The organism is Fuscovulum ytuae, from assembly GCF_029953595.1.
GTDB lineage: Bacteria > Pseudomonadota > Alphaproteobacteria > Rhodobacterales > Rhodobacteraceae > Paragemmobacter > Paragemmobacter ytuae.
Genome location: NZ_CP124535.1, coordinates 1,006,490 through 1,028,991, shown reverse-complemented (window position 1 = coordinate 1,028,991; position 22,502 = coordinate 1,006,490). Strand labels below are relative to the sequence as shown.

Annotated in this window: 22 protein-coding genes and 1 tRNA gene; 8 read left to right on the top strand and 15 right to left on the bottom strand. The window is 64.4% G+C overall.

What is annotated here, in order from left to right; genetic code table 11:
- Window positions 1–7 precede the first annotated feature (7 nt).
- The 5 genes from QF092_RS05070 (at window position 8) to pgi (ending at window position 5,633) form a co-directional block, all read left to right on the top strand.
- Window positions 8–796 (top strand): FAD binding domain-containing protein, encoded by a 789-nt coding sequence (locus QF092_RS05070; protein ID WP_281468230.1) that lies wholly within the window; start codon window positions 8–10, stop codon window positions 794–796.
- 340 nt (window positions 797–1,136) lie between these two features.
- Entirely contained in the window at window positions 1,137–1,721 is a 585-nt protein-coding gene (locus tag QF092_RS05065) for an HNH endonuclease (protein ID WP_281468228.1), read from the top strand.
- Between the two features lie 184 nt (window positions 1,722–1,905).
- Window positions 1,906–3,360 (top strand): glucose-6-phosphate dehydrogenase, encoded by a 1,455-nt coding sequence (zwf, locus tag QF092_RS05060; protein WP_281468226.1) that lies wholly within the window; start codon window positions 1,906–1,908, stop codon window positions 3,358–3,360.
- Window positions 3,357–4,028, top strand: a complete 672-nt coding sequence (pgl, locus tag QF092_RS05055; RefSeq protein ID WP_281468224.1) for a 6-phosphogluconolactonase — start codon at window positions 3,357–3,359, stop codon at window positions 4,026–4,028. The genes zwf and pgl overlap by 4 nt, the downstream gene beginning before the upstream one ends.
- A 3-nt stretch (window positions 4,029–4,031) precedes the next feature.
- The gene (gene pgi / locus QF092_RS05050) at window positions 4,032–5,633 is read left to right on the top strand and encodes a glucose-6-phosphate isomerase (RefSeq protein WP_281468222.1); all 1,602 of its coding nucleotides are present in this window, start codon (window positions 4,032–4,034) and stop codon (window positions 5,631–5,633) included.
- Between the two features lie 51 nt (window positions 5,634–5,684).
- On the opposite strand, the gene QF092_RS05045 is transcribed toward pgi, so the two are convergent.
- On the bottom strand, window positions 5,685–6,035 hold the full coding sequence (locus tag QF092_RS05045) for a RidA family protein (RefSeq protein ID WP_281468220.1): 351 nt from the start codon (window positions 6,033–6,035) through the stop codon (window positions 5,685–5,687).
- Between the two features lie 186 nt (window positions 6,036–6,221).
- Here QF092_RS05045 and QF092_RS05040 point away from each other — a divergent pair, with 186 nt between their 5' ends.
- On the top strand, window positions 6,222–6,776 hold the full coding sequence (locus QF092_RS05040; protein WP_281468218.1) for a CHAP domain-containing protein: 555 nt from the start codon (window positions 6,222–6,224) through the stop codon (window positions 6,774–6,776).
- Between the two features lie 13 nt (window positions 6,777–6,789).
- On the opposite strand, the gene QF092_RS05035 is transcribed toward QF092_RS05040, so the two are convergent.
- The 10 genes from QF092_RS05035 to tyrS form a co-directional block, all read right to left on the bottom strand.
- Window positions 6,790–6,863 (bottom strand) — tRNA-Gly (locus tag QF092_RS05035).
- Window positions 6,864–6,921: 58 nt separating this feature from the next.
- The gene (locus tag QF092_RS05030) at window positions 6,922–8,556 is read right to left on the bottom strand and encodes a vWA domain-containing protein (RefSeq protein WP_281468217.1); all 1,635 of its coding nucleotides are present in this window, start codon (window positions 8,554–8,556) and stop codon (window positions 6,922–6,924) included.
- Between the two features lie 77 nt (window positions 8,557–8,633).
- Entirely contained in the window at window positions 8,634–9,179 is a 546-nt protein-coding gene (locus QF092_RS05025) for an NAD(P)H-dependent oxidoreductase (RefSeq protein WP_281468214.1), read from the bottom strand.
- A gap of 183 nt (window positions 9,180–9,362) precedes the next feature.
- On the bottom strand, window positions 9,363–9,920 hold the full coding sequence (locus QF092_RS05020) for a fasciclin domain-containing protein (RefSeq protein WP_420026498.1): 558 nt from the start codon (window positions 9,918–9,920) through the stop codon (window positions 9,363–9,365).
- A 94-nt stretch (window positions 9,921–10,014) separates the two neighbouring features.
- Window positions 10,015–10,689, bottom strand: coding sequence for an anti-sigma factor (locus QF092_RS05015; protein ID WP_281468213.1), 675 nt, complete (start codon window positions 10,687–10,689; stop codon window positions 10,015–10,017).
- Complete coding sequence (locus QF092_RS05010; protein WP_281468211.1) at window positions 10,686–11,240, bottom strand: sigma-70 family RNA polymerase sigma factor; 555 nt, start codon at window positions 11,238–11,240, stop codon at window positions 10,686–10,688. Before QF092_RS05010 ends, QF092_RS05015 begins: the two co-directional genes overlap by 4 nt.
- 54 nt (window positions 11,241–11,294) lie before the next feature.
- Window positions 11,295–13,331 (bottom strand): ASKHA domain-containing protein, encoded by a 2,037-nt coding sequence (locus QF092_RS05005; protein WP_281468209.1) that lies wholly within the window; start codon window positions 13,329–13,331, stop codon window positions 11,295–11,297.
- Window positions 13,328–13,726 carry a cupin domain-containing protein gene (locus QF092_RS05000; protein WP_281468207.1) on the bottom strand — a complete coding sequence of 133 codons (399 nt, stop codon included), beginning with the start codon at window positions 13,724–13,726 and terminating at the stop codon, window positions 13,328–13,330. Before QF092_RS05000 ends, QF092_RS05005 begins: the two co-directional genes overlap by 4 nt.
- Before the next feature lie 70 nt (window positions 13,727–13,796).
- The gene (locus QF092_RS04995) at window positions 13,797–14,957 is read right to left on the bottom strand and encodes a CaiB/BaiF CoA transferase family protein (protein WP_281468205.1); all 1,161 of its coding nucleotides are present in this window, start codon (window positions 14,955–14,957) and stop codon (window positions 13,797–13,799) included.
- A gap of 105 nt (window positions 14,958–15,062) precedes the next feature.
- Window positions 15,063–16,313: a tyrosine--tRNA ligase gene (gene tyrS, locus QF092_RS04990; protein WP_281468203.1), complete on the bottom strand. Its 1,251-nt coding sequence runs from the start codon at window positions 16,311–16,313 to the stop codon at window positions 15,063–15,065.
- Window positions 16,314–16,375: 62 nt separating this feature from the next.
- Here tyrS and QF092_RS04985 point away from each other — a divergent pair, with 62 nt between their 5' ends.
- Window positions 16,376–17,470, top strand: a complete 1,095-nt coding sequence (locus tag QF092_RS04985; protein WP_281468201.1) for an anhydro-N-acetylmuramic acid kinase — start codon at window positions 16,376–16,378, stop codon at window positions 17,468–17,470.
- A 31-nt stretch (window positions 17,471–17,501) separates the two neighbouring features.
- Here the strand turns inward: QF092_RS04985 and rarD are convergent, their stop codons facing one another.
- The 3 genes from rarD to QF092_RS04970 form a co-directional block, all read right to left on the bottom strand.
- Complete coding sequence (gene rarD / locus QF092_RS04980; protein ID WP_281468199.1) at window positions 17,502–18,395, bottom strand: EamA family transporter RarD; 894 nt, start codon at window positions 18,393–18,395, stop codon at window positions 17,502–17,504.
- A gap of 90 nt (window positions 18,396–18,485) precedes the next feature.
- Entirely contained in the window at window positions 18,486–19,370 is an 885-nt protein-coding gene (locus QF092_RS04975; protein WP_281468197.1) for a fatty acid desaturase, read from the bottom strand.
- Between the two features lie 99 nt (window positions 19,371–19,469).
- A complete protein-coding gene (locus tag QF092_RS04970; RefSeq protein WP_281468195.1) occupies window positions 19,470–19,898 on the bottom strand; it encodes a cupin domain-containing protein in 429 nt (142 codons plus the stop codon).
- 48 nt (window positions 19,899–19,946) lie between these two features.
- Here QF092_RS04970 and QF092_RS04965 point away from each other — a divergent pair, with 48 nt between their 5' ends.
- Window positions 19,947–21,032 carry an NAD(P)/FAD-dependent oxidoreductase gene (locus QF092_RS04965; RefSeq protein WP_281468193.1) on the top strand — a complete coding sequence of 362 codons (1,086 nt, stop codon included), beginning with the start codon at window positions 19,947–19,949 and terminating at the stop codon, window positions 21,030–21,032.
- A gap of 107 nt (window positions 21,033–21,139) precedes the next feature.
- Here the strand turns inward: QF092_RS04965 and eno are convergent, their stop codons facing one another.
- Window positions 21,140–22,417, bottom strand: coding sequence for a phosphopyruvate hydratase (gene eno, locus QF092_RS04960; RefSeq protein WP_281468191.1), 1,278 nt, complete (start codon window positions 22,415–22,417; stop codon window positions 21,140–21,142).
- Between the last annotated feature and the right edge of the window lie 85 nt (window positions 22,418–22,502).

Genomic DNA, 22,502 nt, shown 5'->3' with positions numbered 1-22,502 from the left:
TTGGACCATGCATAACTTTGATTTCGTGAAACCTTCCAGCATTGCCGAAGCGGTCAAGGCGCTGTCGTCGGATGGGGCGCAGGCCCTTTCCGGTGGGCAGACCCTGACCCCCACGCTGAAGCAGCGGCTGGCAGCGCCCTCTGTTCTCGTGTCCCTCACCGGGATTGCCGAGATGCAGGGCGTCTGCATGGGGTCTGATGGCCTGTCGATCGGGGCGGCCACCACCCATGCGACCGTCGCCAAGGAGGCCGCCGCCCATTATCCGGCGCTGGCCGCGCTGGCGGGGGGGATTGGCGATCCGGCGGTCCGCAATCGTGGCACCATCGGCGGGTCCATCGCCAATAACGACCCGGCGGCCTGCTATCCGGCAGGAGTGCTGGGATCGGGCGCAACGGTGGTGACGAACCGCCGCAAGATCGCCGCTGATGACTACTTCCAAGGCATGTTCACCACGGCGCTGGAGGAAGGCGAGATCGTGACCGGTGTCACCTTCCCGGTGCCGCAGAAAGCCGCCTATGTGAAGTTCAACCAGCCTGCCAGCCGCTTTGCCCTGACCGGGGTCTTTGTGGCGAAATTCGCGGATGGGGTGCGCGTGGCCGTGACGGGGGCGTCAAACAACGGCGTCTTCCGTTGGTCTGATGCCGAAAAGGCGCTTTCGGCCAACTTCGCGGCTTCGGCAGTGGAGGGGCTGACCGTGTCCTCGGATGACATGATCGGCGACCTGCACGGCACGCCCGCCTATCGGGCGAACCTTGTGAAAGTGCTGACCAAGCGCGCGGTCGCCGCCGCGCATTAAGCGGCAGAGCAAGAAGAAAAGGGGGCGGTCCTGCCACGGGCCGCCCCTTTGTCATTGCGCAACCCCGCTTTGGGCGTGATCCGGGGCCCTTGACGGGCGTTGGGGGAGGTCCCGGGTCGGGCCCGGGACGGGGGGGCGCGGGTTCTGCCCGTAAAACAGGCGGAAACGTCACTTCCCCGTCACCTAAGGCCTGTATCCCGATCCTCAGGCGGATGTGACGGGACACCACAGCCTCTTGGGCTTGCCAGTCAGGAAACGCCAGATATAGTGGGCCTGTCGGGGCGGGGCTCCCCGCCCTGGGTCGGATGGGCCGCAGGACGAAGGCGGAGTCTCGGAAAGCATGGACGGCGATTTCAGGACACAGTTTGTACGCGATCCGGCAGCGTTGAAGCATTACCCTGCTTTGGTGCTGAATGCCGATTATCGGCCGCTGAGTTATTACCCCCTCAGCCTTTGGCCGTGGCAAGAGGCGATCAAGGCCGCCGTGCTGGACCGGGTGCAGATCGTGGCGGAATATGACCACACCGTCCGCAGTCAGAGGCAAGAGTTCCGCATACCTTCGGTCGTGGTCCTGAAAGAATATGTCAAACCCCAGAAGCGCGTGGCATTCACGCGCTTCAATCTTTTTCTAAGGGACGAATTTTCCTGCCAATATTGCGGCGCGAAGGGCGATCTGACCTTTGATCATGTCCTGCCCCGGTCGCGCGGCGGCATTACCTCATGGGAAAATGTGGTCGCCGCCTGTTCGCCCTGCAACCTGCGCAAAGGGTCGAAAACCCTGAAACAGGTGGGGATGCATCTGATGCGCCCGCCGCGCCAGCCCACGGCGGAAGAGATGCAGACGCATGGCCGCAAATTCCCGCCCAACCATCTGCATGAAAGCTGGATGGATTTCCTGTATTGGGATGCGGAACTGGAAGACTAAGGCACCGCATCATCGGCCGCGCGCGGGCCTTTGCGCGTTTTCCGGGCATTGCCACGCCAGATGGTTGCCCAACCGCGCCTCGGTGCTAGACTCGCGCGGTCTCTGGGGATAGAAGCGGCAGCGTTAGCGCTAACAGCGGTGGCTGGAAAAAAGCGCGACCCGGGACAGTAAACGAGGGACAGATATGGTTTCGCGCGTCATTCCGGTCGAGCCGTTCGACCTTGTGATCTTTGGTGGCACAGGCGATCTGGCCCGGCGCAAGATCCTGCCGGGGCTTTACCGCCGTTTCCTGGCCGGGCAGATGCCCGTCGAAAGCCGCATCATCGGGGCGGCGCGCGGCGATCTGACGGATGAGGCCTTCCGCCAGATGGTGGCCGAGGCGATTGCGGAATTCGTGCCCGGCGATCGCCGCGACGACAAGATGATCGCGGCCTTTCTGGAACGCGTGGGCTTTGTCTCGATCGATGCCAAGGGCACGGGGGGCTGGGATCAGTTGGCGGCCCGGATGCGGCCCGGCGTGGTGCGGGCCTTCTATTTCTCGGTCGCGCCCGCGCTCTTTGGTGATCTGGCCGAACGGCTGCACGCCCATGGCATCGCGGATGCGCAGGCCCGGATCGTGGTGGAAAAACCCTTCGGGCGCGACCTTGCTTCGGCGCGCGCGCTGAATGCCGTGCTGGCCGCGCATTTCGACGAACATCAGATTTACCGGATCGACCATTATCTGGGCAAGGAAACCGTCCAGAACCTGATGGCGGTGCGGTTTGCCAATATCCTGTTCGAGCCGCTGTGGAAGGCCGAATATATCGACCATGTCCAGATCACGGTGGCCGAAACCGTGGGGGTCGAAGGGCGCGGGGCTTATTACGATAAATCGGGTGCCATGCGGGACATGGTGCAGAACCATCTGATGCAGCTTCTCTGCCTGATCGCGATGGAACCGCCCTATCACTTTGACCCCGATGCCGTGCGGGATGAAAAGCTTAAGGTCATCCGTGCGCTGGACGCGCCTTTGCCCGAAGATATCGTGCGCGGGCAGTATCTGCCGGGGGGCGGGCAGGGCGGCTATGTGGAACATTCGGAAAATCCGCAAAGCCGGACGGAAAGCTATATCGCGCTGAAATGCCATATCTCCAACTGGCGCTGGAAGGGCACCCCCTTCTATTTGCGCACTGGCAAACGGCTGCGCGCGCGGGCCTCTGAGATTGCGATCACCTTCAAGGAACCGCCGCATTCCATCTTTGACGATGCAAAGGGCTGGCGCGAAAATGTCCTTGTGATCCGGTTGCAGCCGAATGAAGGCATGAACCTGATGATGATGATCAAGGAACCCGGTCCGGGGGGGATGCGCCTGATGCAGGTGCCGCTGGACATGTCTTTCGCCGATGCGCTTGGCGCGGATGCCGAGGATATCCCCGATGCTTATGAACGGCTGATCATGGATGTGATCCGGGGCAACCAGACACTCTTCATGCGCGGGGATGAGGTCGAGGCCGCCTGGGCCTGGGCCGACCCCATCATCGCGGGGTGGGAGGCGCGGGGGGATCGCCCGCAAGGATACGATCCGGGGTCAAGCGGGCCGGAGGATGCGCTGATGCTGATGCATCGTGATGGTCGCCGCTGGCGGGAGATCAAGGGATGAAGTTCGAAACCTATCCCGACCGGGAATTTCTGATGCTGGGGCTGGCGAATGTGATTGCCGGCCAATTGGCGGATTTCCTGCGGCGGGAAGGGCGGGCCTCGCTCTCAGTGCCGGGGGGCACGACGCCGGGGCCGATCTTTGACACGCTGTCAGGCGTCGATCTGGATTGGTCGCGGGTGGCGGTCTTTTTGAACGACGAACGCTGGGTGGGCGAGGATAGCCCCCGGTCGAACACGCGCCTTCTGCGCGAAAGGCTGTTGCGCGGCAAGGCGGCGGGGGCGGCCCTCGTGCCGCTTTATGCGCCCGCCGAGACGCCCGAAGAGCGGCTGGCCGAGTTGGAGGAATGCCTGCGCCCGCATTTGCCGATTTCGGTCCTGCTCTTGGGGATGGGGGCGGATATGCATACGGCCAGCCTCTTCCCCGGTGCGGATAAACTGGCCGAGGCGCTGGCCCCCGATGCGCCCCTCCTGATGCCGATGCGGGCTGAGGCGGCGGGGGAGCCCCGCATCACCTTGACCGCGCCCGTGCTGAAGGGCGCGATGAACATCCATATCCTGATCACCGGGGCGGAAAAGCGTGCGGCGCTGGAACGCGCGCTGACCCTGCCCCCGGAAGAGGCGCCGGTGCGCGCCCTCCTTGACAACGCAACCGTGCATTGGGCGGAGTAAGACATGCGTGACGCTTGGGCCGCGCTGACGGCGCATCATGAGGCGGTCAAGGACCGTCGCATCCTTGATCTGTTCGACGATCCTTCCCGCGCCGATGCCTTCACGGCCGAGGCCGACGGAATGCGCCTTGACTGGTCCAAGACCAATATCGACGCCGAAGGGCGGCGCTTGCTGGTGGCGCTGGCCGAAGGGGCGGGGGTGGCCGACAAGCGCGCGGCGATGTTCTCGGGCGCAAAGATCAATGAAACGGAAGGCCGGGCCGTCTTGCACACCGCGCTGCGCGATCTGGCCGGGTCGGTGAAGGTGGATGGCAAGGACGTGATCCCCGCCATCGTCGAAACCCTGCAGCGGATGGAGGGTTTTGCCCGTGACGTGCGCGAAGGGCGGTTCACGGGGCAGGGGGGCCGCATCACCGATGTGGTCAATATCGGGATCGGCGGGTCGGACCTTGGGCCTGCCATGGCCACGCTTGCGCTTGCCCCTTATCACGACGGGCCGCGCTGCCATTACGTGTCGAATGTGGATGGCGCGCATATCGCCGACACGCTGAAAGGGTTGAACCCGGAAACGACGCTGGTGATCGTCGCCTCCAAGACCTTCACCACGATTGAGACGATGACCAACGCCCAGACGGCGCGCGACTGGATGGGGACAGCGGTTGCCAACCCGGCCGCGCAATTCGCCGCCGTCTCGACCGCCGCCGACAAGACGGCGGCCTTTGGGATTGATCCGTCCCGCGTCTTTGGTTTCGAAGATTGGGTGGGCGGGCGCTATTCCATGTGGGGGCCGATCGGCCTTGCCCTGATGATCGCCGTCGGGCCCGACGATTTCCGCGCGTTCCTTGCGGGCGGCCATGCGATGGATACGCATTTCCAGACCGCGCCCTTCGATGCCAATCTGCCCGTGCTGCTGGCGCTCGTGGGCCTCTGGCACAACCAGTTCTGCGGACACGCCACCCGCGCCGTGCTGCCCTATGACCAGCGCCTTAGCCGCCTTCCTGCCTATCTTCAGCAATTGGAGATGGAGAGCAATGGCAAGCGCGTCGCAATGGATGGGTCAGACCTGCCCTTCCATTCCGGCCCCGTCGTCTGGGGCGAACCCGGGACCAATGGCCAGCACGCCTTTTATCAGCTGATCCATCAGGGCACGCGGGTGATCCCTTGCGAATTTCTGATCGCACGGCAGGGGCATGAGGCGCATCTCGCGCATCAGCATGTCCTTCTCGTATCAAACTGCCTGGCGCAATCCGAGGCGCTGCTGCGGGGCCGCAGCCTGGACGAGGCCCGCGCCATCATGGCCAAGAAAGGCCTGTCGGGGGCCGAGCTTGACCGTCAGGCCCGCCACCGGGTGTTCCCCGGCAACCGTCCGTCGGTAACGCTGGCCTATGACAAGCTGACGCCGTTCGTGCTGGGCCAGATCATCGCGCTTTATGAACACCGGGTCTTTGTCGAAGGGGTGATCCTTGGGATCAACTCTTACGATCAATGGGGCGTGGAACTGGGCAAGGAACTGGCGCTGGCGCTGCAACCCGTGCTGGAGGGGCGGCAGGGAACAGAGGGCAAGGACGGATCGACGGCGGCCTTGGCGGCGTGGTTCCGGGGATAAAAAAACCCCGGCGCATCGCGCCGGGGTGCAAAAATCTTCGAAGATTTTTGGTTACTTCAGCGCCGCGGTGACGATCACCTCGACCTTATATTCCGGCGCGGCGAGTTTCGCCTCGCCCGTCGCCCGTGCGGGCGTGTGGCCCTGCGGGACCCAGGCATCCCAGACGGCGTTCATCTCGGCAAAGGTGCCGATATCGGCCAGCCAGATCTGCGCCGACAGGATGCGGGTCTTGTCGGTGCCTGCCTCGGCGAGGATGCGGTCCACCTCGGCCAGACAGGTGCGGGTCTGATCCGCCACGCTGTCGCCGGGATTGCCGACCTGACCCGCCAGCCAGACGATTCCATTGTAGCAGACCGCCTCCGACATGCGGGGGCCGGTGCCGATGCGTTTGATATCCGACATGGTGAAATCCTTTCCCTGATCTGCGCCGCTGGTTAGCGCAGCCCTGCGGGAAAGAAAAGCGGCGGCGGCTTGCCCAAGATCATGCTGCACTGCGGCGGAAACCCGCCGCAGCACCGCCCGTATGGGTTGGCAGCCGGGCAAGCGCATGGCACGGGGCGCGACAGTTCAACAACCTCACGGTTCCCGATGCAGACCTTTCTTCGCCCGATCCTTCTGTCGCTTGCTCTTCTTGCGCCCCTTGCCGCCCCGGCACAGGCCGAACGCGCCCAGCAGGGGCTGCTTGCCCTTTTTGCACCCGCGCAAAAGGCGGGGCCGGACCGGGCCGCGCGGGCGGAGCTCAAGGCGGCGGTAAAGGTGGCGCTGGCCAATCCGCCACGTGGGCGCATCTGGTGCGTGCCCTTCGCCCGTGCCGTCACGGGGGTGGAGATTCGCGGCAATGCCAAGACATGGTGGGACCAGGCCAAGGGCCGCTATCCCCGCGGGGCCGAGCCGCGCGTGGGCGCAGTCATGGCCTTCGCCGCAAGCCGCGCCATGCCCAAGGGCCATGTGGCCGTTGTCTCTAAGGTGATTGACGACCGCACTGTGCTGGTCGATCAGGCGAATTGGGAGCGCAACCGCATCACGCAAGATACGCTGGTGATCGATGTTTCCGCCAAGGGCGACTGGTCGCAGGTGCGCGTGGCGAATGCTGGCGGCACTTTGGGCCGCGTGAACCCGGTGAAGGGCTTCATCTACAACTGATCTGGTCGGGGGATGGAGCGGGTGAAGGGAATCGAACCCTCGTCTTCAGCTTGGGAAGCTGCGGCTCTACCATTGAGCTACACCCGCATCTGCGCGTTGAGGTAAGCGATGCGCCGCAGCGCGTCAAGCGGCAACCGCGCCTGCCTCAGGGCGTGTTGGTGACTTCGGTCCTTTCTCCGGCGCGGACGGTGAAGGGGGTTTCGGAGCGGGCTTCACCCCGGCGTACCACTGCGATGTAATCGCCTGCGGGCAGCGTGGTCTGGTAGGTTTCGCCGAAGGTGTATCCCATTTCCTTGCGCTTGCCGTTGATGTCGGTTTTCGCCGTTTCATAGGTGATGCCATCCGCGCCGGGGGCGGTGATTGCGGCCACCCCGGCCTGCAGCATCACCACAACGTCGCTACGTTCGCCCGCAGTGATGGTGAAGGGGCTTTCGGCCCTGGCCTCGCCCAGCGTCGCGCGGGCGATGTAATCGCCGGGGGGCAGATCGAAATCCGCGCCTGCGCCATAGGTATAGGCGATGTCGTTGCGGCTGCCGTCGATATTCGTCTTGGCCGGGAAGATCTGCACGAAGTGATCGCCGCCTTCGACCTGCACCCCTTCGGCATAGAAGGCCTCGACCACGGCCAGACCCGTGCCGAGGATGATGTCGCGCGCGACCTGTTCCCCGGCTGCAAGGGTCAGGGGTTCGGAAAATTCCGCAGCCCCCAGTTTGGCGCCGATCGTGTAGTCGCCGGCAGGCAGGATGAAGGTGCCGCCGCCATAGCCGTAGTCCACCGACTCGCCTGCCGCTGTCTTGAATTCGAAATAGGCGTCCGACGTGGGCTCGCCTTCCTTGATGAAAAGCTGCAAGCGCACGATCCCCGCATTCAGCACCATAACCGGTTGCGCCAGAGCATCCGCCGTCAGGGTGACATCTGCCGTGGCGGTGGCTTTGCCCAGACGCGCCTCGACCCGATAGGGGCCGGGGGGCCAGAAATCGGTCGAGGTGCCATAGGTGGTGCCTGCAACCTCTCCGGTGCTGCCATCCGCCGCGAGGGGGCGCAGGTCGAAATAGGCGTCCTTCACCTGTTCGATTTCGTCCTGCCCTTCGGCGAGCAGCAGGATCGGGTCGAAGTTCTTTTCAACCGCCGGTTCAGGTGCGGGTTCGGGCGCGGGTTCCGGTTCCGCCACCGCGACGGTGGTCTTGATCGCTTCGGACAGGCTGGCGGCATCCTTCGCCTCGATGTAGCGACCGCCGGTGTTTTCCGCGAGACAGGCCACCGTCTTGCCCTCTTCCTCGGTCAGACCGAAGCCCACGACATGGGCGGTGAAATCGATGCCCGACGTTTCCAGTTCCGTTCCCAGCGCGCAGGGATCGGCGTCGCAGGTTTCGATTCCGTCGGTGATCAGGATGACAGTTGCCGCCTCTTCGGTGGAGCGCAGCGCCTGGGCCGCCTGACGCACCGCTTCGGAAAGCGGGGTCTTGCCCAGAAACTTCATCCCAGAGGCGGCCTCGGTGATCTGTGCGGCGGTGCCGGGGGCGGGCGGCACGATCAGTTCGATATCAGAACAGGCCCCTTTTTCCCGATGCCCATAGGCCATGAAGCCCAGTTCGGTGGCCGGATCGACACCGGCCAGCACCTCTCCCAGCGCCTCGCGCGCGATTTCAAGTTTCGCGCGCCCGTCGATCTGGCCCCACATGGAACCGGACCCGTCCAGAACGATGATGGTCTTTTCCGCGCAGGCCGGGCTGGCAAGACCAAGCGCGGCAGCGGCGAACAGGGCAGGGGCAAGGCGCATGGCAACCCTCGCAGATGTGCGGATATACGAAAGCGTAGGTCCTTGCGGGCTTGGCTGGCAAGCGAAACCTGCGGCTGTCAGATATTGTTGCCGATCAGGAAACGATCTGCCGCCGCCATCGCAGCCGTGTCCTGCCGCACGTCGCCGGGCGCGTCGCCGATGCCGTGCAGTGCGCCGCCCCAGACCATGCCCAGCCACTCGGCCGAGCGGCGCAGCATCGCCTCGGGCAGATCGGCGACGGTCGGGTCGGGATCGCCGCGCGCGGTGATCAGCCAGACCCGCTTGCTACGGGCCCAATCGGTGAAGCCCGTCTCGGGCGCGTCGATCCAGCCCGACCAATGGTCGAGCAGCAGCTTGGCGGGGGCGGGCAGCGCGTACCAATAGACCGGGGCAACCATCACGATATCGGTCGCAGCACGCATCGCCTGCATCACCTGGGCCACCGGGCCGTCGGGGAAGGCAAAGCCGGGGCGGAGGTCGGCAAAGGGGGGCAGGGGCGGGTCGCAGAGGTCGATCCAGACCTGCCGATCCGCCGGGATCGGCTGGGCCGCCGCTTGCGCCAGAATCTGCGCATTGCCGCCCTTGCGGGCCGAGGAGAGGAGAAAGAGAAACCGCCGTTCCATGCCGCAATGAAAGCGGGGCAGGGGCGCAAAAGACAAGAGGGTTCCGCGGGGGGACACCTGCGGAACCCTCTCGCCCGTCCATGCGGCCGGTCTTGGGGACAGGATATCAGGGCGCGCCGGGACGAAGGGATGGCGCGGGCATAGGGGAGTGACGGCCCCCGCCCGCGCCCCGCCACCCGCGCCTTACATGGCGGGCAGCAGCACGGTGTCGATGACGTGGATCACGCCGTTCGACTGTTTCACATCCGCGATGGTGACGGTGGCGATATTGCCCATGCCATCCTTGATCTTGATCGCGTCGCCTTCGGCCATCACGGTGAAATCGCAACCGCCCACGGTGGAAACCGTATGCATACCGCCATCATCGGCGATCATCTTGCCGATATCGGCCGCCATCGCATTGGCCGCGACCACATGGCAGGTCAGGATCTTTACCAGTTGATCCTTATTCTCTGGCTTCAAAAGCGTTTCCACCGTGCCCGCGGGCAGCTTGGCGAAGGCGGCATTGGTCGGCGCGAATACGGTAAAGGGGCCTGCGCCTTGCAACGTATCCACCAACCCCGCCGCCTGCACAGCGGCGACCAGCGTCGTGTGATCGGCCGAATTCACCGCATTCTCGACGATGTTCTTATCCGCAAACATTGGGGCACCCCCCACCATCGGGTTTTCGCTGCCATCGCTGGCCGCGAAGGCCATGCCCGACGCAAGGATCAGGGCCGAAAAGGCGTAACCGAGCTTCATGCTGTCTCTCCCGTTTCAAAGGCGTCCATCGCCTTTCATGCCGGGAGTTACGCGGGAAGCAGGGCAGAGTTTCAGGCCGCGAAGAAAAGCCTTATCACAGGTCCGTGATGATACCCGCTGCCAGAACCGGCCCCGTGGGCGCGCCAGTGGGTGATCCGCCCGCCGGTTCCAGCGAAACGGCCAGCGTCCAACCGACAGGGGCCGCAGGATAGGGAACCGCCAGCCGATCCCCCGGCAAGAGGCCCAAGGACACAGGTGCGGCATCCGGCGCGATCAGCCAGACCTCTTGCACCTGCCCTTCGGGGGCCGCGACGCCCGCAACGCGGATCACGGTCAACGCAGCGCCGTCAAAACGCGCTTCAAAGCGCAGACTGGCCTCCGCCTCGCCCAGAACGGCGACCAGCGTTCCCGCCGAAGGCGGCACCAGCAGCGCCATCCCCACCAGAATCAGCGCCACCGCCGTTGTCGCGCCCAAAACGCCGCTGACAAGCCAGCCAAACAGCGACCGCCGCGCGGGTCGCGCAGGCGTGGGGAAGAGCCGCGCCTCGATCTTGGGCATCAGGTCGGGGGCAGGCACCTCGGCAAAGTCGTCGTTCAAGGGGGCAAGCCGCGCCTCCCACGCTGCCACGCGCAGAGCAAAGACAGAATCCGTCTTCATCTGTGCCTCGACCGCCAGGCGTTCGGACAGGGGCAGCACGCCCAGCACATATTCAGCGGCCAGCAGGTCGGCGCGGTCTTCGGGCGTCTGGGGCAGGTCGTCGGTCGTCATGCGTCCAGACACTCCCTCAGTTTCAAAAGGCTGCGGCGCAGCCATGTGCGCATCGTATTCAAAGGCACCGCATAGCGATCGGCCAGATCCTGATAGGATAGGCCCTCCAGATAGGCGCCACGCACCGCCGCCGCGCGATCCGCCTCAAGCGTGGCAAAGCAATCGGCGATGCGCCCCGCCTCGCCTTGCGCGATCATTCGCGTTTCGGCCGTTGGGGCGCTGTCGCGGAGGCGGTCCACCGCATCTTCGGCCTCGTCGCGCAAAAGCGCGGTGGGCCGCGCCCGCAGACGATCGATGGCGTGATTGCGCGCGATGGCGATAAGCCAGGTCATGCCGCGCCCCTTCGTCGCGTCAAAGCGCCCGGCACGCAGCCAGACGCGGGTGAAAACCTCTTGAAGCGCCTCTTCCGCTTCGGCCCGATTGCCGAGGATACGCAAAAGAACGCCCATGAGTTTCGCCGCGCATTGCGAATAAAGCAGGCGGAAGGCCGCGCGGTCCTGCGCGGCCACCCGGGAAATAAGATCGGCTACCGGGTCTTCGGTCATCGTCATCCTGTCGCGCCTGACGCGATCATAGCCCGGATGGGGGGGAAGAAAACCCCCCGATCAGCCGCGCCGCCGCCTGCGCCCTTCGGATCCGGCCCCGCCTGCGTTGAAGCTGACATCGGGCAGGGTGACCACGGCGTTCAGTTCGGGGAAGGGGTCGGTCGCATGTGGGATGGCATTCGCATTGACGAAATGCTCTTGGAATTTCGGCTCGATGGCGGTTTCCACCTTGTGGATTTGATGCACCGTCGCCTCGATCTGATCGCGCGCCGCCACATTGCACAGCGCGATGCGAGCGCCCGTTCCGGCGGCATTGCCCGCGCTCGTCACCCTGTCCAGCGGCACATCGGGGATCATACCCAGCACCATCGCGTGCTTGGCGCTGATATGCGCGCCAAAGGCCCCGGCCAGTGTGACGCGGTCGACCTTGTCGACGCCCATCTCATCCATCAGAAGCCGCGCGCCCGCATAGAGCGCGGATTTCGCAAGCTGGATCGCCCGGATATCGCCTTGTGTCACCATGATGCGCGGCCCGCCCTCGGCGCTGCCATCATGCAGGAGATAGCTATGGGTGCGTCCTTCGGGCACGCAGCGGGGGGTGCCGGTCTGATCCGGCCCGCCGATCAACCCGCCGGGGTCCAGAAGGCCCGCCATGCGCAATTCGGCCACCGCCTCGATGATCCCCGATCCACAGATGCCCGTGATCCCCGTCTGTTTCGTCGCCTCGGCAAAGCCGGGGTCGTCGGACCAGATGTCCGAGCCGATCACGCGGAAACGGGGTTCCTTTGTTGCCGGGTCAATCTCCACCCGCTCAATCGCGCCGGGGGCGGCGCGCTGGCCGCTCGAAATCTGTGCGCCTTCAAAGGCAGGCCCGGTGGGCGAAGAACAGGCCAGAACGCGGGTTTCGTTGCCCAACAGGATTTCGGCATTGGTGCCGACATCCACGATCAGGACCATGTCCTTCGATTTGTTCGGTTCTTCCGAAAGCGCCACGGCGGCGGCATCGGCCCCCACATGGCCCGCGATGCAAGGCAGCACATAGACCCGCGCGGCACGGTTCAGGTTCGTCAGATCCAGATCGCGGGCATCAAGGCTCAGGGAGCCCGAGGTCGCCAGCGCGAAGGGCGCCTGACCCAGTTCCACAGGATCGATGCCCAAAAGCAGATGGTGCATCACCGGGTTGCAGACAAAGACCACCTCATAGATGGCCGTCGCCTCGACCCCCGCCTCGGCGGCGATAGAGGCGGCAAGGGCATTGATCGCCTCGCGCACCGCCCGCGTCATTTCCACATCCCCGCCGGGATTCATCATGGCATAGGAGACGCGGCTCATCAGATCTTCGCCAAAGCGGATCTGCGGGTTCATGAGGCCAGAGGAGGCAAGAACCGCCCCATCCTTCAGATCGCAGATATGCGCCGCGATGGTGGTGGACCCAAGGTCGATGGCCAGTCCGTAAAGCCCGCCCTCATGGAAGCCCGGCCACAGGTCAAGAATGCGGGGCGTGGCGTCATGGTTGCCCTTGTGCAGCGCGACCGTGACCTTCCATTCCCCCTTGCGCAGTACCGGTTGCAGGCGGCGCATCAGGGACAGGTCGGCCACCACATCCTCTACCTGCCACTGGTCGCGCAGCGCGATGGCAAGGCGTTCGAAATCACCCGTGGGTTCGTGCATGTCGGGCTCGGCCACCTCGACGTACAAAAGGCGGGTGGCCGGGTCCATTACGATGTCGCGCTGGGTGGCCGACTTGCGGATGACCTGCTTGTGGACTTGGGATTCGGGCGGCACGTCGATGACCACATCGCCCATCACCTTGGCCTGACAACCAAGACGACGCCCGTCGATCATCCCGCGCTTGGACTTATACCGTTCCTCGACCGCGTTCCATTCGGTCAGCGCGCCATCGGCCACCGTCACCCCATGCTTGGGGAAATCGCCATAGCTGGGCGTGATCTGGCATTTCGAACAGATACCACGCCCGCCGCAGACGGAATCGAGGTCCACCCCCAATTGCCGCGCCGCCGTCAGGACGGGCGTGCCCAAGGGGAACCGCCCCCGCTTGCCGGAAGGGGTGAAAATGACGAGCGCGTCTTCGGTCATGTCACAGGGTCCGTTTCGTGAAGAAAACTATAGCGAACATCGGCAAAGCTGTCGGTGCCAAAGCAATAGAACCAGCGCAAGGGCGCTTGGGCCACCGGTACGCCATGCACAGCCCCGCCGGGGATGTAAAGCGCAATGCCGGGGGCAAGGCGATGGGGCGTCCCATCAATCATCACCTCTCCCTCACCCTCTAGCCCGAAATAGACCTCGGCCTGTGGGTGGGAATGCAGGGCGAAGGTTTCGCCCGCAGCCATCATCGCCACGCCGCAGGTGATTTCATCGCTGTCCGTATCCGGTGCGGAAAACAGGGTGCGAAAACGGATGGTTCCGCGCGCCGGGTCATCCCAGCGTTCCACGGGCAGGGTGGATTCGTCCACGGCAAGGGCGGTTGGCAAGGGCTGTCTCCTCTACGCGCCCCCTGTTCTAGGGCGTGGGCACGCGGGGTCCATGTCGGATAGCGTCAGATCAGGGTTTGCCCGCGTCATCCGCCAGCCAAGCAAGGATCGCCGCACGGTCGCCATCCAGTGCAGGCGCAGGCGCGCGGGCGGCCTTTTCCGGCAAACCCGTCATCTTGATCGGGTTTCCTGCCGACGTGAAAACAGGCCCTTTGCCCTGCGCCGCCACGGGCAGCACCATGTTCCGCGCCAAGACCTGCGGGTCGCGCATGGCGGCCGCCATGTCCTGTACGCGCCCCGTCGGCACCCCTGCCGCCTCCAGCACACCGATCCAATGCGCCACAGTTTCGCCCAGCGTCACCGCCTCGATCAGCCGTTTCAGAAGATGCACATTCTCGCATCGCGCGGCATTGGTCACAAAGCGCGGGTCACCGCTAAGCGGCAGCGCAAGGGCCTCGCACAGCCGCGCAAATATCGCGTCATTTCCCGCCGCAATGACAAAGAACCCATCCGCCGCGCGATAGGTGGAAAACGGCGTGATCGTCGGATGCCGCGCCCCCGTCGGCCCCGGTGGCACCCCGGTCGCCGCCGTGATGGCAAGGCTATGCTCCTGTATCGCGATCTGGGCATCCAGCATCGCCACATCGACCATCCGCCCCTTGCCCGTGCGTTCCCGGTCGTAAAGCGCCGCCAGCACGCCCTGCGCCAGATACATCCCCGCCACGATATCGCCGATCGAAGCGCCCACGCGCACCGGCGGCCCGCCTTCCTCGCCCGTGATCGACATCACGCCGCCGCGCGCCTGCACCACCATGTCATAGGCGGGCTTGCCCGCCTCTGGCCCCGTCTGGCCAAAGCCCGACACCGCGCCATAGATCAGGCGCGGGTGGCGGGCCTGCAGCACATCCCAGCCATAGCCCAGCCGCGCCATCACACCGGGGCGGTAGTTTTCCAACAGCACATCCGCCCGCGCCAGCAATCGGTCAAAGATCGCCCGATCCCCCTCGGCCTTCAGGTCCAGCGCGATGGATTGCTTGCCCGCATTCAGCGCCGCGAAATAGCCGGACTGACCTTCGACAAAGGGCGGGAATTCCCGTGTGTCATCGCCCATGCCGGGGCGTTCCACCTTGATCACCTGCGCCCCCAGATCGCCAAGGATGCCCGCGCAGAAGGGGCCCGCCAGAACATGGGTCAGATCAAGGATGGTGATCCCGGCAAGAGGCGCTGTCATGGCAAGGGTCCTTTCGCGGTTGGTCACAGCAAAGCAAAGGCCGCCCCATCTTGGCAAGGGGCGGCCACAAAAGGATGACAAGGCCCGCAAAAAGCGGTGGCTGGATCAGCCCAGCGTCACCAAGGCATGCCGCTTTTTCCCGGCGGTCAGTTTCACCGGCTCTGCCAGATCCCCCGCCCCAAGGCGCAAGGCCGCATCGGTGACGATCTCGTCATTCAGCTTTGCGCCGCCTTCGGAAATCAGCCGTTTGGCATCCTTGCCCGATGCCGCCAGCCCCGCACGCACGAAGAGCTGCACGATCCCCACGCCCTCGGCCACCTCCGCAGGGGACAGCGCGACGGTGGGCAGGTCGTCGCCGATCCCGCCCTTTTCAAACACCTCGCGCGCCGTGGCCTCGGCCGCCGCCGCAGCCTCGGCCCCGTGCAGAAGGGTCGTCACCTCATTGGCAAGGATGATCTTGGCGGCATTGATCTCGGACCCCGCCAGCGCGCCAAGCCGATCACATTCCTCCACCGGCAATTCGGAATAAAGCTTCAGGAACCGCCCCACATCGGCATCGGTCGTATTCCGCCAGAACTGCCAGAATTCATAAGCGCTCAGCAAATCGCCATTCAGCCAGACCGCGCCCGAGGCCGACTTGCCCATCTTCTTGCCATCGCTGGTGGTCAAAAGCGGAGAGGTCAGGCCGAACACCTCGCCATTCACGATGCGGCGCGTGAGGTCCACACCGTTGACGATATTGCCCCATTGATCGCTGCCGCCCATCTGCAACAAACACCCATAGCGGCGATGCAGTTCCAGAAAGTCATAGGCCTGCAAGATCATGTAGTTGAATTCAAGGAAGGACAGCGATTGTTCCCGGTCCAGCCGCGACTTGACGCTTTCGAAAGACAGCATCCGATTGACGGAAAAATGCCGCCCGATATCGCGCAGAAAGCCGATATAGTTCAGCTTGTCCAACCATTCGGCATTGTTCACCATGATTGCATCATGGCTGCCATCGCCAAAGGTGACATAGGGCGAAAAGGCCCGCTTGATCCCGGCGATGTTGTCTTCGATCTGCGCATCCGTCAGCAAGGGGCGTTCGTCGGCGCGGAAGGACGGATCCCCGATCTTCGTCGTGCCGCCCCCCATCAAGACGATGGGCTTGCCGCCGCATTTCTGCAACCAGCGCAGCATCATGATCTGGATCAACGATCCGACATGCAGCGACTTTGCCGTCGCGTCAAACCCGATATAGCCCGGCACCACGCCCTTGAGAAACGCCTCGTCCAGCGCCTGATAATCGGTGCAATCGGCCAGATAGCCGCGCTCCATCATCACGCGCAGAAATTCGGATTTCGGATGGTAGGTCATGGGACACCCGTGCTTTAACAGTGGCAGGGCGCGGTATAGCGGCGGCGGGGGGTGAAAGGAAGATGCGATCCGGCGGGGCGGTTTGGGCGCTGGGGGCCATGTCGGGCACCTCGCTTGACGGGGTGGATGCGGCCATGGTCATGACCGATGGCGAACGCATCCTTGAATTCGGCCCCTCTGCCTTCCGCCCCTATAGCGCGGCGGAACAGGCGGTCTTGCGCGCAGGCCTTGGCAGATGGCCGGGCGAAGATGGGGTGGCCGAGGCCGCCGAAGTGGTGGAAACCGCCCATGCCGATCTTCTGTCGCGCTTCTCCGGGGCCGAGGTGGTGGGCTTTCACGGCCAGACCCTTGCGCATGATCCAAAAGGGCGCGGCACGCATCAGGCGGGGGATGGGTCCCTTCTGGCCCATGCGCTGGGTCTGCCGGTGGTTTGGGATTTCCGCACGGCGGATGTGGCCATGGGCGGGCAGGGCGCGCCGCTTGCGCCGTTTTTCCACTTTGCCTGCGCGCGCTGGATGGCGGCGGCACAGCCCTTGGCGATGCTGAACCTTGGTGGCGTGGGCAATGTCACTTGGATCGACCCGCGCCAGCCCGCCCCGGAAAGCTATGGCGCGCTTCTGGCCTTTGACACCGGGCCTGCCAATGCGCCGCTGAATGACCTGATGCTGGCGCGCACGGGCCAACCGCTTGATCCCGACGGCGCAACGGGACTGCGGGGCGCGGTGGACGAGGGGCGCATCGCGGCCTTTCTGTCCCATCCCTTTTTCCACCGGATGCCGCCCAAATCGCTGGATCGCAACGATTTCCACAGCAGTTTGGACATGGGCAACCTTTCGACCGAAGACGCCGCCGCCACCCTTGCCGCCGCCGTCGCCGCCGCCGTGGCGCGGGGGGCGGAACATTTCCCCGTGCCCGTCACCCGCCTTCTCGTCACTGGGGGCGGACGGCGGAACGCGCGCATCATGGCCGAACTCACCGCCCGCCTGCGGGTTGAGGCGGAACCGATCGAGGCGGCAGGCCTTGATGGCGATATGCTGGAAGCGCAGGCCTTCGCCTATCTCGCCGTCCGCGTCGCGCGCGGCCTGCCCACCTCCGGCCCCGCAACAACCGGCGTCGCCGCGATGGTCGGCGGTGGCAAGGTCAGCAGGCCAGACTGATCTGGCCCCCGTTCCCGCAGTTCGGCGGGGCTCAGCGCTTCAACATCGACCCGGTATAGATCACCAGCGCCGCCCAGATCATCGGGAAGGCCACCGCGCGGGCCGAACCGAATTCCTCGCCAAAGACGAAGACGGCGGTCAGGAAGATCATCGTGGGCGCGATATATTGCAGGATGCCGATGGTCGACAGGCGCAGCAGTTTTGCCCCATTGGCATAGACCATCAGAGGCACCGCCGTCACCACGCCCGCCAACAGCAACAGCCCCGTCAGCCCCGTATCGGCGCCAAAGACCAGCGCCCCCTGCGCCCCTGTCCAGATCAGAAACCCCAGCGCAAGCGGCGTCAGGATCAGCACCTCCAGCATAAAGCCCTGATTGGGGCCAAGCGGCAGGCGCTTTTTCAGATAGGCATAGAACCCCCAGCTGACCGTCAGACCCAGCGCCACCAGCGGCACGCGCCCCGCCTCCCATGTCAGCACGGCGACGGCAGCAGCGGCCAGCGCGATGGCTGCGACTTGTGCCCGGTTCATCCGCTCGCCCAGCAGCACCGCGCCAAGGAAGATGGAGAAGAGCGGGTTGATATAATAGCCCAAGGCGGCCTCCAACGCCTGCCCCGACTGGATCGACCAGACATATATCGCCCAGTTGACCGAGATCAGCCCCGCCGTCAGTGCCGCCATCCCGATCATCCGGGCTGACCGCAACGCCGCCCGCAAATCCGCCGTCCGCCCCAGCCAAATCAGGATCGCCCCCGCCACAGGCACCGACCAGACCACCCGATGCGCCAGCACCTCGAGCACCGGCACCGCCGAAAGGGCCTTCATGTAAAGGGGCAGGAAGCCCCACATCAGATAGGCCGCAATGGCAAGGGCAAGGCCCTTGGGGCTGTCTTCATTCTTCGGGGGCGCGGGGACAGGATCGCTCATGCCGCCTCTGCTAGCCCGTCGCAGTCAAATGCGCCAATGCCGAATTGTGACGGTAGCAATAATGCTGGACTATGACCTGAGATTAACCCATCACATTCGCCGCGCCAGATAGTCCCGCGTGAAGGCGGCATATCCGTCCGCCGTCACGGCAAGATGCGCGCGCATCCGCGCGTGCAGATCGGGCAAGCGGTGGAAAGGCACCGTTGGAGCCACGTGATGTTCCACGTGATAGGGCATGTTCCAGGCCAGAAACCGCACGATCCGGTTGGTGAATGTCGTCCGGGTGTTCAGGAACATATCCGCCACCCTTGGGCAATCGCCATGTTCCGCCAGCAGATACAGCCGAAGGAAAGGCTGGCCTAGCAAGACAGGCACCAGCCAGACCCAAAGCAGAGCATCCGTCCACAGAAACGACAGCGCCCCCAGACCATAGAGCGCCAGCATCCCCCACGCCTCGCGCCGCATCCGGGGCAGGGCGCCCTCTGGCAGATAGGGCGCACGCACCCGGCCAAGGGCAAGGCCCGCAATCAACCGCGCTTCGGATCGCCAATAGGGTATGCCTGACACATGCCAGACCCAACCCGCCCATGACTCGGGCTTGGCCCCCTCAAGTTCGGGGTCCTTGCCTTCAATATTCGTCCAGCGGTGATGAGCCAGATGAAAATAGCGAAACCACAGGAAAGGGAGGAAAAGAAGGAACCCCGACAGATACCCCGCCGCCTCGTTCAGCCAGACCCGCGCAAAGGGCGTCTGATGCGTCGCCTCATGTTCCAGCGTGAACAGAAAGATGATCAGCACACCCTGCACGGGCAACAGCAGCCACCATCCCGGCACGCCCGTCGCAATCAGCGTGCCGCCGGCGATGATCAGCCCCAGATGCAGCGCCAGATGGCGCAGCCCCGCCGCATCGGAACGGGTTGTCAGGTCGGCCTTCACCTCGGAGGGCAACCTTGCCAGCCATGCCTTGTGATCCATACCCTTCCCCCGGAAGCCGACAGGGAAGTTGACGCAAATTCCGCCGCCCGTCACCTGCGCAAAAGGCGCGCAATGCGATCTCTCGCGCCAGATTTCGCCCTACCGCCCGTCGATCATGACTCCCGGCTCCGCCAGTTCGAACCCCTCAAACCGGAACCCCGGCGCGACGCAGCAACTGACCAGCGCCCATCCTGACCTTGCCTCGGCCGCCTGCCACCATCCGGCAGGCACAACCGCCTGCGGGCGTTCCCCTGCCAGCACATCGCCGCCAAGCGCCTGCACCTTCACCGGGCCCGCCACCGTTTCGGCCATAAGCAGATCAAGCGACGCGCCCGCATGCCAAAGCCAGACCTCACCCGCATCGACTCGGTGCCAATGCGACCGCTCCCCCGCCTTCAGCAGGAAATAGATCGCCGTGCCCACCGCGCGCCCCGCAACTTTCGGCCCGGCCCAGGTCTCGCGATACCAGCCGCCTTCGGGATGGGGCGTCAGGTTCAGCGCGGCAATAATCCTTTCTGCATCATCCATGCTTCCCTCCGGCGGCAGACCCTGCCACCATGGGCCAAAGGAGCCGCCATGCAACCCCGTTTCCTTATCATCGGTGCCGGCATCACCGGTGCTGTCCTTGCCCATCGACTTGCGTGCGACGGGGCATCGGTCACGGTGATCGATCAGCAGGCCCCGGCCAGTGCAGCCTCTGGCCGAAGTTTCGGCTGGGTGAATGCCAGCTTCCATCTGTCAGAGGCACATTTCCACCTGCGCCGCGCCGCGATGGAATCACATCGGCGCCTCGCTGAAGATCTGTCGCGATCCTACCAACCCGAAGGGTGCTTGTGGTTCGAAGAAGAGGGTGAGGCCTTTGACCGCCAGCATGACGCGCTTGTCGCGCTGGATTATCCATTACGACTGTTGGATCGCGCCGCCATCTCGGCGCTTGAGCCACGGCTGGCCCACCCTCCGGCCCGTGCGCTGTTCTTTCCTCTCGAATCGGCTGTCGACCTTGCCTTGCTGACGCGCGCCGCTTTCGAGGCGGCGTCATCCCATGGCGCCCATCTGATCTGCGGCCTGACCGTGTCGAGGCTTTTGACCGATGACGGAAGGGTGACCGGCATCCGCACTTCGGCAGGGGATATTGCGGCGGATCATGTGGTGCTTTGCGCCGGAACGGGGACGCCCGCGCTTCTGGCCCCATTGGGCTTGCACCTGCCGATGCTGCATCGCCCCGGCGCGCTTTTGGTCACGCGGCCGCTGCCGCCCCTTTTGCATCATATCCTCGCCACCCCGGATCAGGAGGTGCGGCAGGATCACGAAGGGCGGCTGGTCGCCCCAGCTTCGGCCCATCATCAGGGCGACACGGCCGAGACTCTGCCTTCCCCGCCTGAAATGGAACAGGCCACGCTGATGCGGTTGCGTCACCTCTTTCCCAATGCCTTCATCCGGCCCGACCGCCTGCTGATCTCCGAACGCCCCGTGCCGGGCGATGGGCTGCCAGTGATCGGCGCGGTGCTGCCGGGCTTGTCGATGGCGGTGATGCATTCCGGGGCGACGCTGGCGCCGCTCGTTGCCGAGCTCATGACGCTGGAACTGGGCGGGCAGGGGGAGCAGCCGCTGCTGGCGCCCTTCCGTCCGGCGCGGTTCTTTGGGGCAACAGTGGAGACATAAGGAAAGGCCCCCGCCATGCGACGGGGGCCTTCTCATCAGGTGGCCGTGGCCACAGTTGTGGCCACAGTTTGCTGCACAAAACCCGGCACAAAACAGGGCACAGTCGATTAGCCCTTCAGGATCGACGCGCCCGCATATTCTGCCGTTTCACCCAGCATCTCTTCGATACGGATCAGCTGGTTATATTTCGCCAAACGGTCCGACCGCGACAGCGACCCGGTCTTGATCTGCCCGCAATTCGTGGCGACGGCGAGGTCGGCAATCGTGGCATCCTCCGTCTCGCCGGAACGGTGCGACATGACATTGGTATAGCGCGCACGATGCGCCATCTCGACCGCTTGCAGGGTTTCGGTCAGGGTGCCGATCTGGTTGACCTTCACCAGCATGGAATTGGCGCAACCCTTTGCAATCCCTTCCGAAAGCCGCTTGGGGTTCGTCACGAACAGATCGTCGCCCACCAGTTGGACCTTCGATCCAAGCGTATCGGTCAAAAGCTTCCAACCCGCCCAGTCGTCCTCGGAACAGCCGTCCTCAATGCTGATGATCGGGTAGTCGGCGGCAAGGCCTGCAAGGAAGGCCACGTTTTCTTCGATGGAGAGGGATTTTCCTTCACCCACCATCTCATAGCGGCCGTTCTTGAAGTATTCGGTGGCCGCGCAGTCCAGCGCAAGGAAGATATCCTCGCCGGGGCGATAGCCTGCCTTTTCGATAGATTTCAGAATGAAATCAAGCGCGTCACGGGCAGAGTTCAGGTTAGGCGCAAAGCCACCCTCATCGCCGATACCGGTATTGTGGCCCGCGGCCTGCAGTTCCTTCTTGAGGGTGTGGAACACCTCAGACCCCATGCGCACCGCATCGCGGATATTCTCCGCGCCGACGGGCATGATCATGAATTCCTGAATGTCGATCGGGTTGTCGGCATGTTCCCCGCCATTGATGATATTCATCATAGGCACCGGCAACATCCGGGCAGAAGTGCCTCCAACGTAACGGAAAAGTGGTTGACCCGTCGCCTCTGCTGCAGCCCGCGCAACGGCGAGCGAGACGCCCAGAATGGCATTCGCGCCAAGGCGCGACTTGTTCGGCGTGCCATCCATTTCGATCATGGTGCGGTCGATCCCGACCTGTTCCAGCGCATCGAAGCCGACGATTTCTTCCGCGATCTCGCCATTCACGGCGGCGACCGCCTCTAGCACGCCCTTGCCCTTGTAGCGGGCCTTGTCGCCATCGCGCCGTTCCACCGCCTCATGCGCCCCGGTCGAGGCCCCCGAGGGCACAGCAGCCCGGCCCATAAACCCGCCTTCAAGATGAACATCCACCTCAACGGTGGGGTTGCCGCGGCTGTCAAGAATTTCGCGGGCGTGAATGTCGATGATCGTGCTCATGGGCGGAATGGCCTCCGTGGCAAACGCGTGATGCTCTCGCGCGGGTCTTTACCCCGTGCCGCCCTTCATGGAAAGGGCGCGCTTG

What these genes read in the sequence shown, in the direction of transcription:
- QF092_RS05065 (WP_281468228.1), top strand. Translation starts at nt 1,137, where the DNA reads ATGGACGGCGATTTCAGGACACAGTTTGTACGCGATCCGGCAGCGTTG.
- eno (WP_281468191.1), bottom strand. Translation starts at nt 22,417, where the DNA reads ATGAGCACGATCATCGACATTCACGCCCGCGAAATTCTTGACAGCCGC.
- QF092_RS05010 (WP_281468211.1), bottom strand. Translation starts at nt 11,240, where the DNA reads ATGACGATGACCGAAGACCCGGTAGCCGATCTTATTTCCCGGGTGGCC.
- pgi (WP_281468222.1), top strand. Translation starts at nt 4,032, where the DNA reads ATGCGTGACGCTTGGGCCGCGCTGACGGCGCATCATGAGGCGGTCAAG.
- QF092_RS04985 (WP_281468201.1), top strand. Translation starts at nt 16,376, where the DNA reads ATGCGATCCGGCGGGGCGGTTTGGGCGCTGGGGGCCATGTCGGGCACC.
- QF092_RS05005 (WP_281468209.1), bottom strand. Translation starts at nt 13,331, where the DNA reads ATGACCGAAGACGCGCTCGTCATTTTCACCCCTTCCGGCAAGCGGGGG.
- QF092_RS05040 (WP_281468218.1), top strand. Translation starts at nt 6,222, where the DNA reads ATGCAGACCTTTCTTCGCCCGATCCTTCTGTCGCTTGCTCTTCTTGCG.
- pgl (WP_281468224.1), top strand. Translation starts at nt 3,357, where the DNA reads ATGAAGTTCGAAACCTATCCCGACCGGGAATTTCTGATGCTGGGGCTG.
- QF092_RS04970 (WP_281468195.1), bottom strand. Translation starts at nt 19,898, where the DNA reads ATGGATGATGCAGAAAGGATTATTGCCGCGCTGAACCTGACGCCCCAT.
- QF092_RS04965 (WP_281468193.1), top strand. Translation starts at nt 19,947, where the DNA reads ATGCAACCCCGTTTCCTTATCATCGGTGCCGGCATCACCGGTGCTGTC.
- QF092_RS05015 (WP_281468213.1), bottom strand. Translation starts at nt 10,689, where the DNA reads ATGACGACCGACGACCTGCCCCAGACGCCCGAAGACCGCGCCGACCTG.
- tyrS (WP_281468203.1), bottom strand. Translation starts at nt 16,313, where the DNA reads ATGACCTACCATCCGAAATCCGAATTTCTGCGCGTGATGATGGAGCGC.
- QF092_RS05030 (WP_281468217.1), bottom strand. Translation starts at nt 8,556, where the DNA reads ATGCGCCTTGCCCCTGCCCTGTTCGCCGCTGCCGCGCTTGGTCTTGCC.
- QF092_RS04975 (WP_281468197.1), bottom strand. Translation starts at nt 19,370, where the DNA reads ATGGATCACAAGGCATGGCTGGCAAGGTTGCCCTCCGAGGTGAAGGCC.
- QF092_RS05025 (WP_281468214.1), bottom strand. Translation starts at nt 9,179, where the DNA reads ATGGAACGGCGGTTTCTCTTTCTCCTCTCCTCGGCCCGCAAGGGCGGC.
- rarD (WP_281468199.1), bottom strand. Translation starts at nt 18,395, where the DNA reads ATGAGCGATCCTGTCCCCGCGCCCCCGAAGAATGAAGACAGCCCCAAG.
- QF092_RS05045 (WP_281468220.1), bottom strand. Translation starts at nt 6,035, where the DNA reads ATGTCGGATATCAAACGCATCGGCACCGGCCCCCGCATGTCGGAGGCG.
- QF092_RS05070 (WP_281468230.1), top strand. Translation starts at nt 8, where the DNA reads ATGCATAACTTTGATTTCGTGAAACCTTCCAGCATTGCCGAAGCGGTC.
- zwf (WP_281468226.1), top strand. Translation starts at nt 1,906, where the DNA reads ATGGTTTCGCGCGTCATTCCGGTCGAGCCGTTCGACCTTGTGATCTTT.
- QF092_RS05020 (WP_420026498.1), bottom strand. Translation starts at nt 9,920, where the DNA reads ATGAAGCTCGGTTACGCCTTTTCGGCCCTGATCCTTGCGTCGGGCATG.
- QF092_RS04995 (WP_281468205.1), bottom strand. Translation starts at nt 14,957, where the DNA reads ATGACAGCGCCTCTTGCCGGGATCACCATCCTTGATCTGACCCATGTT.